Source organism: Enterococcus sp. 5H (genome assembly GCF_028128615.1).
Classification (GTDB): domain Bacteria; phylum Bacillota; class Bacilli; order Lactobacillales; family Enterococcaceae; genus Enterococcus_L.
This window is the reverse complement of sequence record NZ_AMDP01000019.1, coordinates 85933-101625: the sequence shown is the minus strand read 5'-3', so window position 1 is coordinate 101625 and position 15693 is coordinate 85933. Positions and strand designations below refer to the sequence as shown.

General features: G+C 34.7%; 12 protein-coding genes. 2 read left to right on the top strand and 10 right to left on the bottom strand.

Features of this window, described 5'->3' with window-relative positions:
- Nucleotides 1-86 precede the first annotated feature (86 nt).
- Entirely contained in the window at nt 87-2945 is a 2859-nt protein-coding gene (locus C240_RS06545; protein ID WP_271492907.1) for a sigma-54-dependent transcriptional regulator, read from the bottom strand.
- A 230-nt stretch (nt 2946-3175) separates the two neighbouring features.
- Here C240_RS06545 and C240_RS06540 point away from each other — a divergent pair, with 230 nt between their 5' ends.
- Nucleotides 3176-4807, top strand: coding sequence for an ABC-F family ATP-binding cassette domain-containing protein (locus tag C240_RS06540; RefSeq protein ID WP_271492904.1), 1632 nt, complete (start codon nt 3176-3178; stop codon nt 4805-4807).
- A gap of 104 nt (nt 4808-4911) precedes the next feature.
- Here C240_RS06540 and C240_RS06535 read toward each other — a convergent pair whose 3' ends face one another.
- The 9 genes from C240_RS06535 to rpsF form a co-directional block, all read right to left on the bottom strand.
- Nucleotides 4912-5565 carry an ImmA/IrrE family metallo-endopeptidase gene (locus tag C240_RS06535; RefSeq protein WP_271494183.1) on the bottom strand — a complete coding sequence of 218 codons (654 nt, stop codon included), beginning with the start codon at nt 5563-5565 and terminating at the stop codon, nt 4912-4914.
- Between the two features lie 221 nt (nt 5566-5786).
- The gene (locus C240_RS06530; RefSeq protein ID WP_271492901.1) at nt 5787-6653 is read right to left on the bottom strand and encodes a DegV family protein; all 867 of its coding nucleotides are present in this window, start codon (nt 6651-6653) and stop codon (nt 5787-5789) included.
- A gap of 126 nt (nt 6654-6779) precedes the next feature.
- A complete protein-coding gene (locus tag C240_RS06525; protein ID WP_271492898.1) occupies nt 6780-8072 on the bottom strand; it encodes an adenylosuccinate synthase in 1293 nt (430 codons plus the stop codon).
- A 367-nt stretch (nt 8073-8439) separates the two neighbouring features.
- Nucleotides 8440-9810, bottom strand: coding sequence for a replicative DNA helicase (dnaB, locus tag C240_RS06520; protein WP_271492895.1), 1371 nt, complete (start codon nt 9808-9810; stop codon nt 8440-8442).
- 197 nt (nt 9811-10007) lie between these two features.
- Nucleotides 10008-10460, bottom strand: coding sequence for a 50S ribosomal protein L9 (rplI, locus tag C240_RS06515; RefSeq protein ID WP_271492892.1), 453 nt, complete (start codon nt 10458-10460; stop codon nt 10008-10010).
- A gap of 5 nt (nt 10461-10465) precedes the next feature.
- Nucleotides 10466-12439 (bottom strand): DHH family phosphoesterase, encoded by a 1974-nt coding sequence (locus C240_RS06510; RefSeq protein WP_271492890.1) that lies wholly within the window; start codon nt 12437-12439, stop codon nt 10466-10468.
- A gap of 206 nt (nt 12440-12645) precedes the next feature.
- Entirely contained in the window at nt 12646-12885 is a 240-nt protein-coding gene (gene rpsR / locus C240_RS06505) for a 30S ribosomal protein S18 (protein ID WP_271492888.1), read from the bottom strand.
- A gap of 25 nt (nt 12886-12910) precedes the next feature.
- Nucleotides 12911-13471 (bottom strand): single-stranded DNA-binding protein, encoded by a 561-nt coding sequence (ssb, locus tag C240_RS06500; RefSeq protein ID WP_271492886.1) that lies wholly within the window; start codon nt 13469-13471, stop codon nt 12911-12913.
- 45 nt (nt 13472-13516) lie between these two features.
- Nucleotides 13517-13819 carry a 30S ribosomal protein S6 gene (gene rpsF / locus C240_RS06495; RefSeq protein WP_069663270.1) on the bottom strand — a complete coding sequence of 101 codons (303 nt, stop codon included), beginning with the start codon at nt 13817-13819 and terminating at the stop codon, nt 13517-13519.
- Nucleotides 13820-14141: 322 nt separating this feature from the next.
- Here rpsF and C240_RS06490 point away from each other — a divergent pair, with 322 nt between their 5' ends.
- Entirely contained in the window at nt 14142-15668 is a 1527-nt protein-coding gene (locus C240_RS06490) for an acyl-CoA synthetase (protein WP_271492876.1), read from the top strand.
- Nucleotides 15669-15693: the final 25 nt, after the last annotated feature.

The following is a 15693-nucleotide window of genomic DNA, read 5'->3' as shown; positions in this document are numbered from 1 at the left end:
GCCAAAAAAAGACGTAAAATTAAGGATTTATTTTATAAATACACAAAACCGATACACTGTTTTAGTGTATCGGTTTTGTGTATTCCTTATAGTGTATCGTTTGTATTATTCACTTGAGTATTATTAATGAGTTGAATAATATAGTAAACCTCTTCTTTTGGCAGCATTAAATTAAACGTCTGTTCCAAGAATTGATTTGCTTTCATTACGACTTCATAGCTTGGATCTGCTTCAATATCAGCTAAATCTTGTTGAGGAACACTTAATACATCGTCTCTTAAAATTCTTTCCAGCACACCTGCTAAATGCATTACTAAATTCACATAGAAAGAATAGCTTATCTGTAAATCAAGTTTTGTTTTAATAATATCAGTAAATTCCCATAAAGGATCAATGACCTTTTTAGGATTTATAAAAGTAAAACTTTGTTCCATATAATCTATGCAGATTTTTTTTGCGGTGTTTTCATCCATTTCTTCTGTTTCGATATGGTTTTCATTATCCTGTAATAATTGTTCAATCGTCGACTCAGATTCACCAGCAAAAAAAGTTTCCATTGGAATAAACGGCACAGCAATTTTAGGATCTGTTATTCCTGTTGCCGCGATCACATGATAGTCATTTTGTATCTCCGTTAAACGATCTTTCATATCTATGATAGATAGTGGTAGAACTTCCAATTCCAGACCTAATTGTATCGGAACTGAAGACTCAATCATTTCTTTCATTCGTCGAGCAGTACCTTCACCTGAAGCACAAATTGCAACGATTACTCGTTTTTTCCATGGTTCAAAAAGTTCACTTTCTTTTTCTTGACGAATTTCAGCGTAGCCTTGGAAATTTTTTAACGACTCATACAATGTATCTAGTTGCGTATCGATTAAGGTAGTTTTTCTAGCTGTCTCTAAAACAATTGGTGTCGTCACCATATCAACTGTACGAACTTCAATATTCGTTTGCCTTGTAATTTCATCGGAAAATGTTGCTAGAGAGCCCATATCTACTAGCAAAATCACACCGCTGTCTTCATTCACTTCTTTTACTGCATTGATGATTTGGTTTAACGCAGCTTTTGGTTGCATTTCTAAAGGCATATCGACCGCTCTTAAATTATCTACATTAAGTAATTGGGAAACAACTTGTACCATACTCGTAGCTGTACTTTTCCCATGAGCTGCCACAACGACGCCAATTCTGCCTGCATCTTTATTTTCTCGTAAAGAAATTAACAATACCGCTAAATAATACGTTTCAAACTCTGGAATATTCATTTGATAATTGGTTTCAATAATCCGTTTTATCTCTTGAGCTGTTTCAAATTCTACTGGATAATCCAGCACCATATCCCGAATATTTTCATTTAATTGATGTTGCCGTTCTTCACCATTTTGAATTCGTTTCAAAAATGAACTAATGTGTAAACTCATCGCATAAATAAAATTAGATTGGAAATTATAGTTTAGTTTGTTCTTAGCAAACGTGTAGATCTCTTTAGTTACATCAATAATCCGTTGATCCACGATTTCGGCTAACTTATTTTCTGTATCAAACGTAAAACCATGATCCTTATAAAAAGATTTCAAATGAACGTTTATGTCTGTTGTAATAAAGTTATTAATAACTTCTTGCTCTAGTCCATCTGCTTTTAATAAAGCTGCTTTATCACCAATAATTTCATATAGATTATAAGGCAATTCATAAGAGTCTGATTGAATCGTAACTATAGGTTCATCAGGCGTAACAAGCATTTGTGGTTCTAAGTATTTAGAAAGTTCTGCTAGAGATTCTCGGTTGCTGGCTAACTGCATCATCCCATCTTTTATACTATCCGTCAGTTCATCAATCGTTATCGTTAACTCATCTTGATCGATATGATTTAAAAAACCACGCGCCGTCACCAATTGAACATTTGATTTTAACTGTCCGACATTCCCATATGAAACACTGCCGATCAGAGCTTTGACTACATCTTCCGACAAAGAAATTTTTCGCTGAATTCGCGAAGCTTCCATTGAGATCATTACTCTTAATAGATCAATTTTTTCTTTTGCAGGCCGATCGACAAAATTAGGTAGCTGAATAATAATTGGAATTCTTCGCACAAAAGTATTCAATAAAGATGACGTTGGGTTTTCCGTTGTAGCACAGATAATTCGCACGTCGGCATGCCGATTTTTTACCGTTTCCCCTAATCTTGAATATGTACCGTGATCCATAAAGTAGAACACCATTTCTTGTCCCTCAGGCGGTAAGCGATGAACTTCATCTAGAAATAAAATACTCCCATCTGCTTCATGTATAATCCCATCTTTAGCTTTCGTCGCTCCAGTAAAAGCACCTTCTGCATAACCAAAAAGATGCGACATTAATAATTCAGGATTATGAGCATAGTCAGCACAATTAAAAACAACCAGCTTCCTATCTGCATCAATGACTTGGTTCAATAAAGCAAATTGAAACATTGCATGAGCAAAATATGTTTTCCCAGAACCCGTTGGACCCGTAATTAGACAATTTAATCCTTTAGGTGGATATAAAATCGCTGCTTTGGCTTGCTCAACTGGGGTTCTCATGCTACCAGTAGCACCAATCATCTTCTTAAAGATATCTTCTACGGCAAATTTCTTTGCACCTTTTTCCATTGAAGCAGTATTTGACGTTTGTTCTTTAAGGAGACTATGTTCCCGATAACTTTTTACGGGTCTTGTTAACGGCTGATATTTAAAAACAGCTTTATCTACATACTTTACTGGTCGACTTTCTGTTTTTTCCAATAATCCTTCGCGAACCAATTGATTCAAATCTTTACTTGTGTTTGTTCTCTGGATAGCCAATGCTTCTGAAACATCCGCTGTGCTTAAACCTTTTCCCATAGAGACTTCACTAGGAGTTAAGTTTTCTGTTTGTTCTTTTACATAAAGATAAATTCGTTCAATCCGTTTCATCTTGATTTCTCCTCAAAAAAGATACACTAATTTTATGTGTATGATACAGTGTGTCGCTTTAAAAGTACACTAATAACCTCTATATTAGAATGTTTCACATGAAACACTCTTTTTATTTCTACAAAAACAAAGATAGATTTCTGAAAAAGTCTGAAATTCCTTGAAAAAAGCGACTTTCCTCGCTATAATGCAGAGAGGTTTAACAATTATAAACGAAGCGAGGAAAACAATTGATTACTGTAAATGATGTAAGTTTGCTATTTTCAGACCGCAAACTTTTCGATGATGTAAATATTAAATTCACACCTGGTAACTGTTATGGTTTAATTGGTGCCAATGGTGCTGGTAAATCAACATTTCTTAAAATTTTATCTGGTGATATCCAACCGACTACAGGAACTGTTACGATGGGACCTGACGAACGTATGGCTATCTTGAAACAGAACCATTTTGATTATGAAGAAAATACTGTTTTAGAAACTGTGATTATGGGACATAAACGTCTTTATGAAGTAATGAAAGAAAAAGATGCAATCTATATGAAAGAAGATTTTTCTGACGAAGATGGTATCAAAGCCGCTGAACTTGAAGGGGAATTTGCTGAACTTGATGGTTGGGAAGCTGAACCAGAAGCTGCTGTTCTACTACAGGGATTAAACATTCCTGAAAGTCTACACGATCAAAAAATGAGTGAGTTAACTGCGGGTCAAAAAGTGAAGGTGTTACTTGCTCAATCTCTATTTGGTAAACCTGATGTTTTACTATTAGATGAGCCGACTAACGGACTTGATACTCGTTCAATTAACTGGTTGGAAGAATTTTTAATCAATTTTGAAAACACTGTTATCGTTGTTTCCCATGACCGTCATTTCTTAAACAAAGTATGTACACACATGGCTGACCTTGATTTCGGTAAAATTAAATTATTTGTTGGTAACTATGATTTCTGGTTAGAATCTAGTCAGTTAGCAACAAAACTACAAGCAAATGCGAATGCGAAAAAAGAAGAACAAATCAAAGAGCTTCAGGACTTTATCGCTCGTTTCAGCGCAAATGCGTCTAAATCAAAACAGGCAACTTCTCGTAAAAAAATGCTGGATAAAATCACTTTAGATGACATCCAACCATCATCACGCCGTTATCCATTTGTTGGGTTTACACCTGAAAGAGAAATCGGTAATGATTTACTGCATGTAGAGAATGTATCTGTCACAATTGATGGTAAAAAAGTATTGGATAATATTTCATTCTCTTTAAATAGTGAAGATAAAGTAGCTTTTATTGCTGATAACGATATCGTTACAACAACTTTATTTAAAGTTATTATGGGTGAAATTACTCCTGATACTGGTAGCGTACGCTGGGGTGTTACTACTTCTCAAGCTTATTTGCCAAAAGATAATAGTAAAGATTTTGACACTGATTTAACTATCTTAGATTGGTTACGTCAATTTGCCAGCAAAGAAGAAGACGATAATACGTTCTTGCGTGGTTTCTTAGGTAGAATGTTATTCTCTGGTGAAGATGTATTAAAATCAGTAAACGTTCTTTCCGGAGGCGAAAAAGTTCGTGTTATGTTATCTAAACTGATGCTATCTAAATCAAATGTTCTTGTCTTGGATGATCCAACAAACCATTTAGATTTAGAGTCTATTACCGCTTTAAATGATGGTTTAATGGCCTTTACAGGTGCGATTCTATTTGCTTCACATGACCATCAATTCATTCAAACTTTAGCTAACCGTATCATTGCTGTATCTGACAAAGGTGTTGTCGATCGTGCAGATACTACGTATGATGATTTCTTGGAAAATAAAGATGTTCAGAAACAATTAGATACTTTATTTTCTGGCGAGTATTAAATAACAAGAAAAAATCATATTTAATCATTTGAAAAACAGAGTAGATTTTTTCTGCTCTGTTTTTTTTGAAAAAAATTTTATATTATTCGAAATAAAATAAGTTTTTATATCATTATATCAACTGCTAGTTCCGTACCAATCTCCGTAGAAATTTTTCTTCCTTTCTTCTCAAATCTATAACAAATATCATCAGCATATTTTTTAGCAGTTACAAAAGAAGTATCAAAATTCACTTGCATAGTTTGGATTAAGCGCTTATATAAAATATTTTCTGGTGTACTGAAATGGTCAGATAATTGCTGGATACTCCAGCCCTTTTTCAAATAATGAATAAAAATAACTTCAGGAATTAAAACAGCCGCTGCACCTATATTAGCTTGGAACTCCTGTAAAATTTCTTGAGAAGAATAGCAAAAGTTTTTTGGTGTATCAGTAAAAATAGCGTTTTCACTATTCATATGAAACAAATAATGAATAATTTCATGACTGATCGTAAAAATTTTACTTTTTTCATCTAGTTTCTGGTTAACTCCAATTGTTGTTTCAAGGTAATCACACACTAGCATTCCTGAAATACGTTCACTAGCGATACCTTCAAAACAGAATTCTCTAAATACCACACCCTGTAATTTTACTAAATCCCATATGTATGAATAATTGTATTCATCATATGAAATCCCTTTGTCTGTCATCTTTACTGAAATATAGTTATTTATTGTAGAAGAAAAATGGGTATACTCTTGCGACTGCTTTAACATCTGTTTCACAACTCCTTTTTTATACTACTATTATTTTTTTAAAATTCCTAAAAAATATAAATATTTTTGTGTTTATTTCAATTCTTTATGTAACGTAATTGTAATGTCCAGGTAACATTTTTGTAATCAGGCTTAAGACCTATTTTTCTATTAAAATAACAAAAACCACTTTTTACATGATTAATGCAAAAAGTGGTTTTTGTTATTTTATTAATAGATTTCTATCTTTTCTTTCCCCTAGAAAATACCGCAATACAACCATTTCCAGTATGGCTTGTAATTGTTGGTCCGAGAGGATGCAGTCTAATTTCTTTGACTTGAATTTGTTCCTCAATCAATATTTTTACTTTTTCAGCGCTTTCCAAGTCACCTGCGTATGCAATAAATAGTGTTTGAGTCAAAGGTTCTACGATTCCGTTAACTGTTTCATCTGCTAATTTTTTAAGTGCTTTACTACGACCTCGTACCTTACCAATATTTTTTAATTTACCTTCTTCATCCACTACAATAATTGGCTTCACATTCATTAAACCACCAATTGCTGCTGCTGCTTTTGAGATTCTGCCGCCACGCTCCAAGTGTTTTAGATCATCTACCGTTACCCACGAATGAACAGTCATTTTATTTTCAGCTAACCATAGTAAGCTATCCTCTAAGCTATGTCCATCTGCCTTTAGCTGAATAATTTCACTAACTAATAAGCCTTCGCCCAAACTAGCCGCTTTCGTATCAACAACATAAATTTCCGCATCCGCGTACTCTTCTTTCAAGATATCAACCGCCTGCATAGCACTTTGGTATGATCCACTTAAACCAGAAGAAAAAGCGAGATAAAGGATAGGAATGTTCTTCATCACATATGGTCTAAAAAACTCAATATAGCGTCCTACGTTGACTTGAGATGTTGTCGGCATACCGCCACTCTTTATTTCTTGTAAAAACCAATCATAGTCAAACGTTCTACCTAAATCATCAATCAATTCTTTTCCGTTTAACTGAATCGTCATACTAATAAAATCAACATCATTCGCTTCTAAATATGTATATGGTAAATCACAACATGAATCTGTCATTAATTTGAATGTCATTTTTAATCCTCCTAGCTGTTTTTCTATTTTAACACATATTATATGGATACTCATGCTTTATTAGGTAGGAAAATAACCAAAAAAACGAGAGACCCATTTACGCTTAGTCTCTCGCTTACTTTAAAATTAGATTTGTGCCCAAACACTTTCTAATACATTTGTTTGATTACGGTCAGGACCTACTGAGAATGTTGAAATACGTACACCTACTAATTCTGAAATACGGTGAACATAGTTTCTCGCATTCGCTGGTAGTTCTTCCAATGTTTTGCATCCTGTAATATCTTCTGACCAGCCTGGTAATTCTTCATAGACTGGTTTACAACGGCTTAATTCTTTCAAGCTTGCTGGATAATGATAGATTTTCTCTCCATCTAATTCGTATGCTGTACAGATTTTTACCGTATCTAAACCACTTAATACGTCAATAGAATTTAAAGATAGATTAGTAATCCCTGATACACGTTTAGAATGACGCATTACAACTGTGTCAAACCAACCAACACGGCGTGGACGGCCTGTTGTTGTCCCATATTCTTTACCGACTCTACGAATAGTTTCTCCTGTTTCATCGAATAATTCTGTTGGGAATGGTCCATCACCCACACGTGAAGTATAAGCTTTACATACACCTACAACTTTATTAATCTTAGAAGGGCCAACACCACTTCCGATTGTGACACCGCCAGCAACTGGATTTGATGAAGTAACAAATGGATAGGTACCTTGATCGATATCCAACATAACACCTTGTGCACCTTCAAATAACACGCGCTTACCAGCATCTAATGCATCATTCAAAATAACAGAAGTATCTGTTACGTATTTTTTAATTTGTTGTCCGTATTCATAATATTCCTCAAAAATGTCTTCAAAAGCAATCGGTTCACTATCAAACATTTTAACAAATTGACGATTTTTTTCTTCTAAATTGATTTTTAAACGTTCTTCAAAAATTTCTTTGTCTAACAAATCAGCAACACGGATACCTACACGAGCTGCTTTATCCATGTAAGCTGGCCCAATTCCTTTGATCGTTGTACCGATTTTATTTTCACCTTTAGCATCTTCTTGTAATTGATCTAATTGAATATGGTAAGGTAAAATGACATGTGCACGATCAGAAATACGTAAATTATCTGTTGTGACATTATTATCTTTTAAGTACGCTAATTCTTTTACTAATGATTTTGGATTGACTACAACGCCATTTCCAATCACGCTGATTTTTTCTTTATAAAAGATACCTGAAGGAATCAAATGTAGTTTATAAGTAACACCATCAAATTTAATGGTATGACCTGCATTATCTCCGCCTTGATAGCGTGCAATGACTTCAGCATTTTCACTTAAAAAGTCTGTGATTTTTCCTTTACCTTCATCGCCCCACTGCGTTCCGACTACTACAACTGATGACATTCGAACACCTCGTTCTAAATTATTTTGTCCTGATTCATTGTACCAATAAAACAGAACGCTTTCAACAAAAAAATCGAATGTTATTGTTTTTAGGAAATAAAAAAGGTGTAAAACACGAACTTTATTTTGTAATTGAATTCTATTATTTCAAAAAAACGAAAATTAATGGACGGCATTGTATGTTTACACTTCTATGTTATTATACAGAAAAAATAATACAAGATGTGTCTGGAACAAAATAGAAAGTGAGATCTTAAGCAATCTCTTAACTGAAAAACAGACATAAAAAACGATTCTTCGATCTAAATTAGGTAAATAAAAAGACAGGTAGACTTTTTCAAGCTCCTGCCCTTTTAAATGGATAAATCTAGAACTCTTCTCTAAGTGATAAAGAAGAAAATTTGTTGTATTCTTTGATAAATAGTAGCTCAACCGTTCCTCTGGCTCCACTCCTATTTTTCTCAATTATCACTTCAATCACGTTGTCAATTTCCGGTGGCTCATGGTCACCATCTTCGCCATCTTCACCACGATCGTAATAGTCATCACGATAAAGGAACGCAACGATATCTGCATCCTGCTCAATCGATCCAGACTCACGAATATCGCTCAAAACTGGACGTTTATCTTGACGTTGCTCCACACCACGGGATAGCTGCGACAAAGCGATTACTGGAACTTTTAATTCTTTCGCTAATTTTTTTAACTGTCGGGAAATTTCAGAAACCTCTTGTTGACGGCTTTCTCGACCAGTACCTTCAATTAATTGTAAGTAGTCAATTAAAATTAGTCCAAGATTGCCTCTTTCTTGCGCTAGTTTCCGACATTTTGCACGGATTTCTGTAATTTTAATACCTGGCGTATCATCAATATAAATCTGCGCTCTAGACAAGCTGCCCATCGCAATAATTAAGTTCTGCCACTCTTCTTCTGATAACTGACCTGTCCGTAAATGTCCCGCTTCTATTGAACCCTCCGCGCAAAGCATTCGGTTAACTAGTGATTCCGCACCCATTTCTAAACTAAAGATTGCAACAGAACGGTCTGTCTTCGTGCCAATATTTTGGGCAATATTTAAGGCAAATGCCGTTTTTCCCACGGCTGGACGAGCAGCTAAAATAATTAATTCTTCCGCTTGCAGACCTGCAGTCATTTTATCCAATGCTGGATATCCTGTTGGAAGTCCAGTAATTTCTTCATCATTTTGATACAATTGGTCAATATTAGCAATTGATGTATTTAGGACATCTGCAATTGACAGGAAGCCGCTACGATTTCTTTTTTCAGAAACCTCTAGAATGCTTCGTTCAGCATCGTCTAAAATAGTCTCAACATCTTCACCTTGTTCAAACCCTTTAGTAACAATCTCTGTCGCTGTTTGAATCAAATTACGAAGTAATGACTTTTGTTCAACAATTTTAGCATAGTAAACAATATTAGCTGCTGTTGGAACAGCTAATGCTAAATCAGAAAGATAACTTAACCCGCCTACATCTTCCAATAAATTTTCTTGTTCCAAACGATCTTTGACTGTAATCACATCAATCGCTTCATTTCGATCGTTCAAGGTAAGCATAGTTTGAAAAATCAATTGATGATTACGGCGATAAAAATCTTTTGGTTCTATGTATTCTAAAGCATCGATAATAACCTCAGCATCTAAAAAAACCGACCCTAAAACGGCCTGTTCTGCTTCCATACTTTGTGGTGGTACTCGATCTTGCCATACTTCATTCATCTTTTTCTCTCCTATATTCTCGAGATAGCAACAATTAATTCCTTAAAATATTCTATTAAAAAAGTAAAATTGATACAATTTTTGGTCTGCTCAGTCTTTCTATTTTAACAAGAAATGGCTTAAATGTACACTGGCAAAGATGGACCATTCTCTCTTAGCATAAACAAAAAACAGAGGAGCTCCTCTGCTTTTTATTGCTATTCTGCTACTACATGTACTTTAATTTTCGCAGTTACTTCGTGATGTAGCTTCACAGGAACATTAGTATAACCTAACGAACGAATTGGTTGTGATAGTTCTATCTTACGTTTGTCTAATTTGACCTTATATTGCTTGTTTAAGGCCTCTGCGATTTGTTTTGAAGGAATAGATCCAAATAATCTTCCGTCTTCTCCAGCCTTCGCTTTAAGCTCTACAACGGTCTCTTCTTTTTCTAAAAATTCTTGCATTACTTTAGCATCAGCTAAAATTTCTGCATCATGTTTATCTTGCGCTTTCTTTTGACCAGCAAGTGCGCTGATACTACCTTTATTTGCTTCTTGTGCATAACCATTTTTAATAAGGAAGTTTTGGGCGTAGCCTGTCGGTACTTCTTTCACATCGCCTTTTTTCCCTTTTCCTTTAACATCTTGTAAAAAAATAACTTTCATACCTTTTACTCCTCCTCATACATCACATCTATATTTTGATGAATTACTTTTAATAGTTGTTCTTTTACTTCAGTTACCGTTACATTAGATAATTGTACCGCAGCATTAGTAAAATGACCACCTCCGCCCAAGTTTTCCATAATCAGTTGGACGTTTATAGACCCGTTACTTCGAGCACTAATTCCGATTTGCTTATCTGTACGTTTAGTTATTACAAAAGCCGCATTAATTCCTACCATTGATAACAATGTATCGGCTGTTTTAGCTGCAGTAACGCTATCGTATTCTTTATCTTCTCTGCCCGTCACAATAACTGTATCTGGTGTAACATATTCACTTTTGGCGATTAGACTATTCATTTCTAAATAGCTATCTAAATCTGAACTTAATAAATATTGTACTAAAGACGAATCTGCGCCACAAGTCCTTAAATAACTTGCAACATCAAATGTCCGCGCAGTTGTACGCACACTAAAACTTTTTGTATCAACAACTATCCCAGCCAACAATAATGTCGACTCAAATCTATCTAGTTTTCTTTGGGTATTGCTCTGATATTCAATTAATTCTGTCACCAATTCAGATGCAGATGAAGCAGATGACTCAATATACGCAAGCAATGGCTTGGCAGGAAATTCATCGCCCCGACGATGATGATCAATAATAACGACTTTATCAAACTGTTCATAAAGCTCTTGAGAAATTGATAATGAGGGTTTGTGATAATCTACCATAATCAATAAACTACTATCTGTTTTCTTTCTCATTGCTTCTTTAGGTGAAATAATTTGTTTTCCTAATTCTGGATACTTCTCCAATTCTGACATTACACGATCTACATCTGGAATACTTTCATTTTTTTCTAGAACTATCCATGGTTCTTTTCCATTAAATTTAGCTAATCGTGCCATCCCAAAAGCAGAACCAATCGCATCCATATCAGGAAAGCGATGCCCCATGATATAAACATCCGCAGACTCCGATAAAATCCCTTGAATTGCAGTGCTCATAGCTCTAGATCGAACACGCGTTCTCTTCGCTACTGAAGCTGTTCTGCCGCCATAAAAAATTGGCTTTGCATTGTCTTTAGCTTCTTTGACAACTACTTGATCTCCACCTCTCACTAAAGCTGTGTCAAGATTCGTTTGAGCTGTGTTCCCTGTCTGATTTAATGTTTCTCCACCATAGGAAATACCCATGCTTAAAGTAATAGCAATTTCTCTAGTATTTGACTCTTTTCTAATATTATCCAAAATTTGAAACTTAGAGTCCATCATCTTTTTAATGTCTTCTAGTTGAGCAATAAAGAAATAGCGTTCAGCATTTAACCTCTTATAGAAAACGTGGTACTCATCCATCCAATCCGAAACCATTGTAGTAATAAAACTATTTAAATATGAAATTTGTTTATCATCCATACTATCAGTTACATCGTCATAGTTATCCACCGACACAATTCCAATAGCTGTTTGCATTCCAATTTTTTCTTGATACAGATTACTTTCTTCAGTAATATCTTTAAACGTAATTGTATTTTGTTCCGTATCAACATTAAAGCGATAGACATGGTCAGCCACTTTGAATATATCTTTGCCTTTCTCAGCTAAGGTAACATATGTCTGTATTAATTCTGGACTAATTAATTCTTGTCCATCTTTTCTAAAAATATCATCAGCAAATGGGTTTAGCCATTTCGCTTCTTTTGTAACAGGATCATAGTTTATTATCCCAACAGATACTTCATTAAATGCATAATCTAATGATTTCTCTGCAATTGAACTTGCCTCTCTAATTCTTTCTGAATTAGAGATTTCTAGCTGTTTAATTAAATAGAAAATTCGATTAATTAAAAATAAGTTAAGAACCAATAACCCAGCTATTAGGAGATAGTTATTAGAAATGTAGAAAAACAATAATACCTCTATTAAAAAGAGAACGAATACAGAACCCAAAATCCGTTTCATTCTAATCTTTTTCATTTTTAGAATTCCTCCGTTATTCTTACAGATAACGTTATTTTAGCATAAAAACAAAATTTCTGCGAATCTGCAAAATGTTTCACGTGAAACATTCTATAGAGATAAAACTTACAGATTATTGCTGAATAAGTATGTTACATTATAGTGCTTAAAATGCAAAAAAAGAACCAAAGAAACTAGTCTTTGATCCTTTTGAAAATTTCAAATTATTGCTCTTCACCAACAAATGGTAATAAGCCCATGATACGTGCACGTTTAATCGCAACTGTTAATTTACGTTGGTTTTTAGCGCCTGTACCTGTTACACGACGTGGCAAAATTTTTCCACGTTCAGAAATGAATTTTTTTAGTAATTCGATATCTTTATAGTCAATATATTCAATATGGTTTGCTGCAATATAGTCGACTTTACGACGTTTACGTCCGCCTCTTCTTTGTTGTGCCATTCTTATTCCCTCCTATCAAATTCGTTTAGAATGGTAAATCATCATCTGAAATGTCAATAGTAGAACCTGTTCCACCAAATGGATCAGAATCTCTATCAAAATCAGGCATACCGTTGTTGCTAGACTGAGAGGATGATTGATTAAAATTGTTTTGTCCTGCAAAATTATTGTTTTGTGATTGTGGTTGGAAACTTCCGCCACCACTATTAGCTCCAGAATTATATGTTGAACCAGAACCTTCTTGTGTTTGTCTTTGTTCTGATGCAGAACGAGACTCTAACAATTGGAAATTTTCACATACGACTTCTGTTACATATACACGCTGACCTTGTTGATTTTCATACGATCTCGTTTGGATTCGTCCAACGACACCCAACAATGTCCCTTTACGCGCATAGTTTGCCATTGTTTCAGCAGGTTTACGCCAAATCACACAGTTAATAAAATCTGCCTCACGATTTCCATTTTGATTCGTAAAGTTACGATTTACAGCTAAAGTAAACGTCGCAACAGCTGAACCACTTGATGTATATCGTAAATCTGGATCTTTTGTTAGTCTTCCAACTAATGTAACATTGTTAATCATTTAAACATCTCCTTTCGTCTATAAATGTTTCACGTGAAACATTTATTATGCTTCTTCCTTAATAATCATATGACGAATAATATCATCATTGATTTTAGCAAGACGATCAAATTCATTGATTGCTCCTGCAGTTGATGGAGAAGACACTTTAACGATATGATAGATGCCTTCACGGAATCCGTTCATTTCATATGCTAAGCGGCGTTTTTCCCAATCTTTTGATTCGATGACTTCTGCACCGTTATCTTTTAAGATTGTGTCGAAACGTTCTACTAAAGCAGTTTTTGCTTCTTCATCAATGTTCGGACGAATAATGTACATAATTTCATAATTCGTAGCTTGACTCATTGACTTTCACCTCCCTATGGACTTTAAGGCTCTTAGATTGCTAAGAGCAAGGAGAGCTATCTATAAAAATATAGACTACTCACAATTTTTCATTATACAGCTAAAAGCTTATAAAATCAAGCGTTCTTACGAATTTATTGTCATTTTTTTATACTCAATTTATTCGTTTCTTGCTTCTCATATTTAATATACGCTGAAGTTTCATTTTATCATTTCGTTTTATCAAATTTATTTGGGATATTTGGATTTCATGTTATACTGTCCTTGTTCGTTTTTACACAATCTTTTTATACAAAATTACTTTAGAAGGAGTGCACTTATATTGAACCCACTGTTAGAATATCAACCACTCAACTTATATACAAACTATCGAGATGCTGCACTTAAAACACCAGAATCGGCTATTATTCAAGATGAACTCTTGCCAGCTTTTCCTGAACTTGGCACTAGTCATAACTATCAGTTAAGTCATGAAGCGGTTTTAAATCGCGCTTATCAATTAGCTAGTTTAGGTGTAAAAGCTGAAGATAAAATTATTATTTTTAAGAGTTCAAAATTCGATACTTACTTGTTAGCAGTTGCAGCTTCTTATTTAGGCGCTGTTCCAGCAATGATTTCTTATCATTTCCCTGCCGAAACTATTGAAGTTTTTGTAGATCGTTTAGAAAATCCGTTTATTTTATTCGATGATGAAACAGCAGCGAAAGTAGCTGAAGTAAAAAATAGTTCACCTGAAAAACAAATTTCCGTAGAAAAATTGTTACAAGCACCTACTAAAGAAGTTCCCCAAGTTGAGCTTCCTAAAGATCAAATCGCTTATATGACACATACTTCTGGGACTACAGGTATTCCAAAATTAATCTGTCACTCAGCTAACTCAATGGGGTGGCGAACAAAATGGCAAAAAACAATTTTCACAAAAATTGCAGAAAACAAACTGGTTGGTTTTCATATTTCACCTGTTCACTCTCGTTTTAATATTGGTATATCTTCTTTAATGGCAATGGGCTTTCCAATGATGCCATTATCGATTTCAAATAGTGATTCTGTTGCAAAAATGCTGCTAGAATATCAACCAATTGCACTAGAGACTCATCCAAATAATTTTGTTCAGTGGACATCTTTGGCAAAAAATCAACCTGAAGCATTTGCTAGTGTGCGCTATTATCATTCTACTTTTGATGCAATTAATAACGCGACTATGGCTAGTTTCCTAAAAGCTTCTGAAAAAAATGATCCGATTTTCCTACAAGTTTATGGACAAAGTGAATGTGGTCCTATGATATTAAAAGCACATACGTTGGATTCTCTGAAAACATCGGATGCTCGTGACATGGGTGTTGGACTGGCTGGTTTGACTGAAGCTAGAATCGCAGACAAAGACGGCAATGTTCTGCCTGCAATGACAGACGGACATATTCAATTCTTGTCTAAAGGTCGCGCTTTAACTTACTACAAAGAAGATGACCGCTTCCAAGCAACGGTTTTTGGTCCTTGGTGGGATAGCGGTGATTATGGTTTTATTGATAATGATGGGCATTTATTCTTGAAGGACCGTCAAGTAGATTTAATTGAAAAAATTGATAGTAACCTAGCTATTGAAGATCACTTATTGGATGCACTTGATTTTCTGCAAGAAGTAATTATTGTCAGAGCTAAAGACGATTCTCCACAACCAATTTTAGCCGTTGATCCTAAACAAGGAATGAATTGGGATGCTTGGTGGGAGCAAGTGGCCGATTTACCACGCATAAATGAACCGATTATTATGGAATGGGATGAAATTCCTCGTACAGCTACGATGAAAGTTCAACGATTACAAATTGAGAAAGTTTTAAAAGAAGGCTAATTTAAAAACATAGAGGGCGGGACAG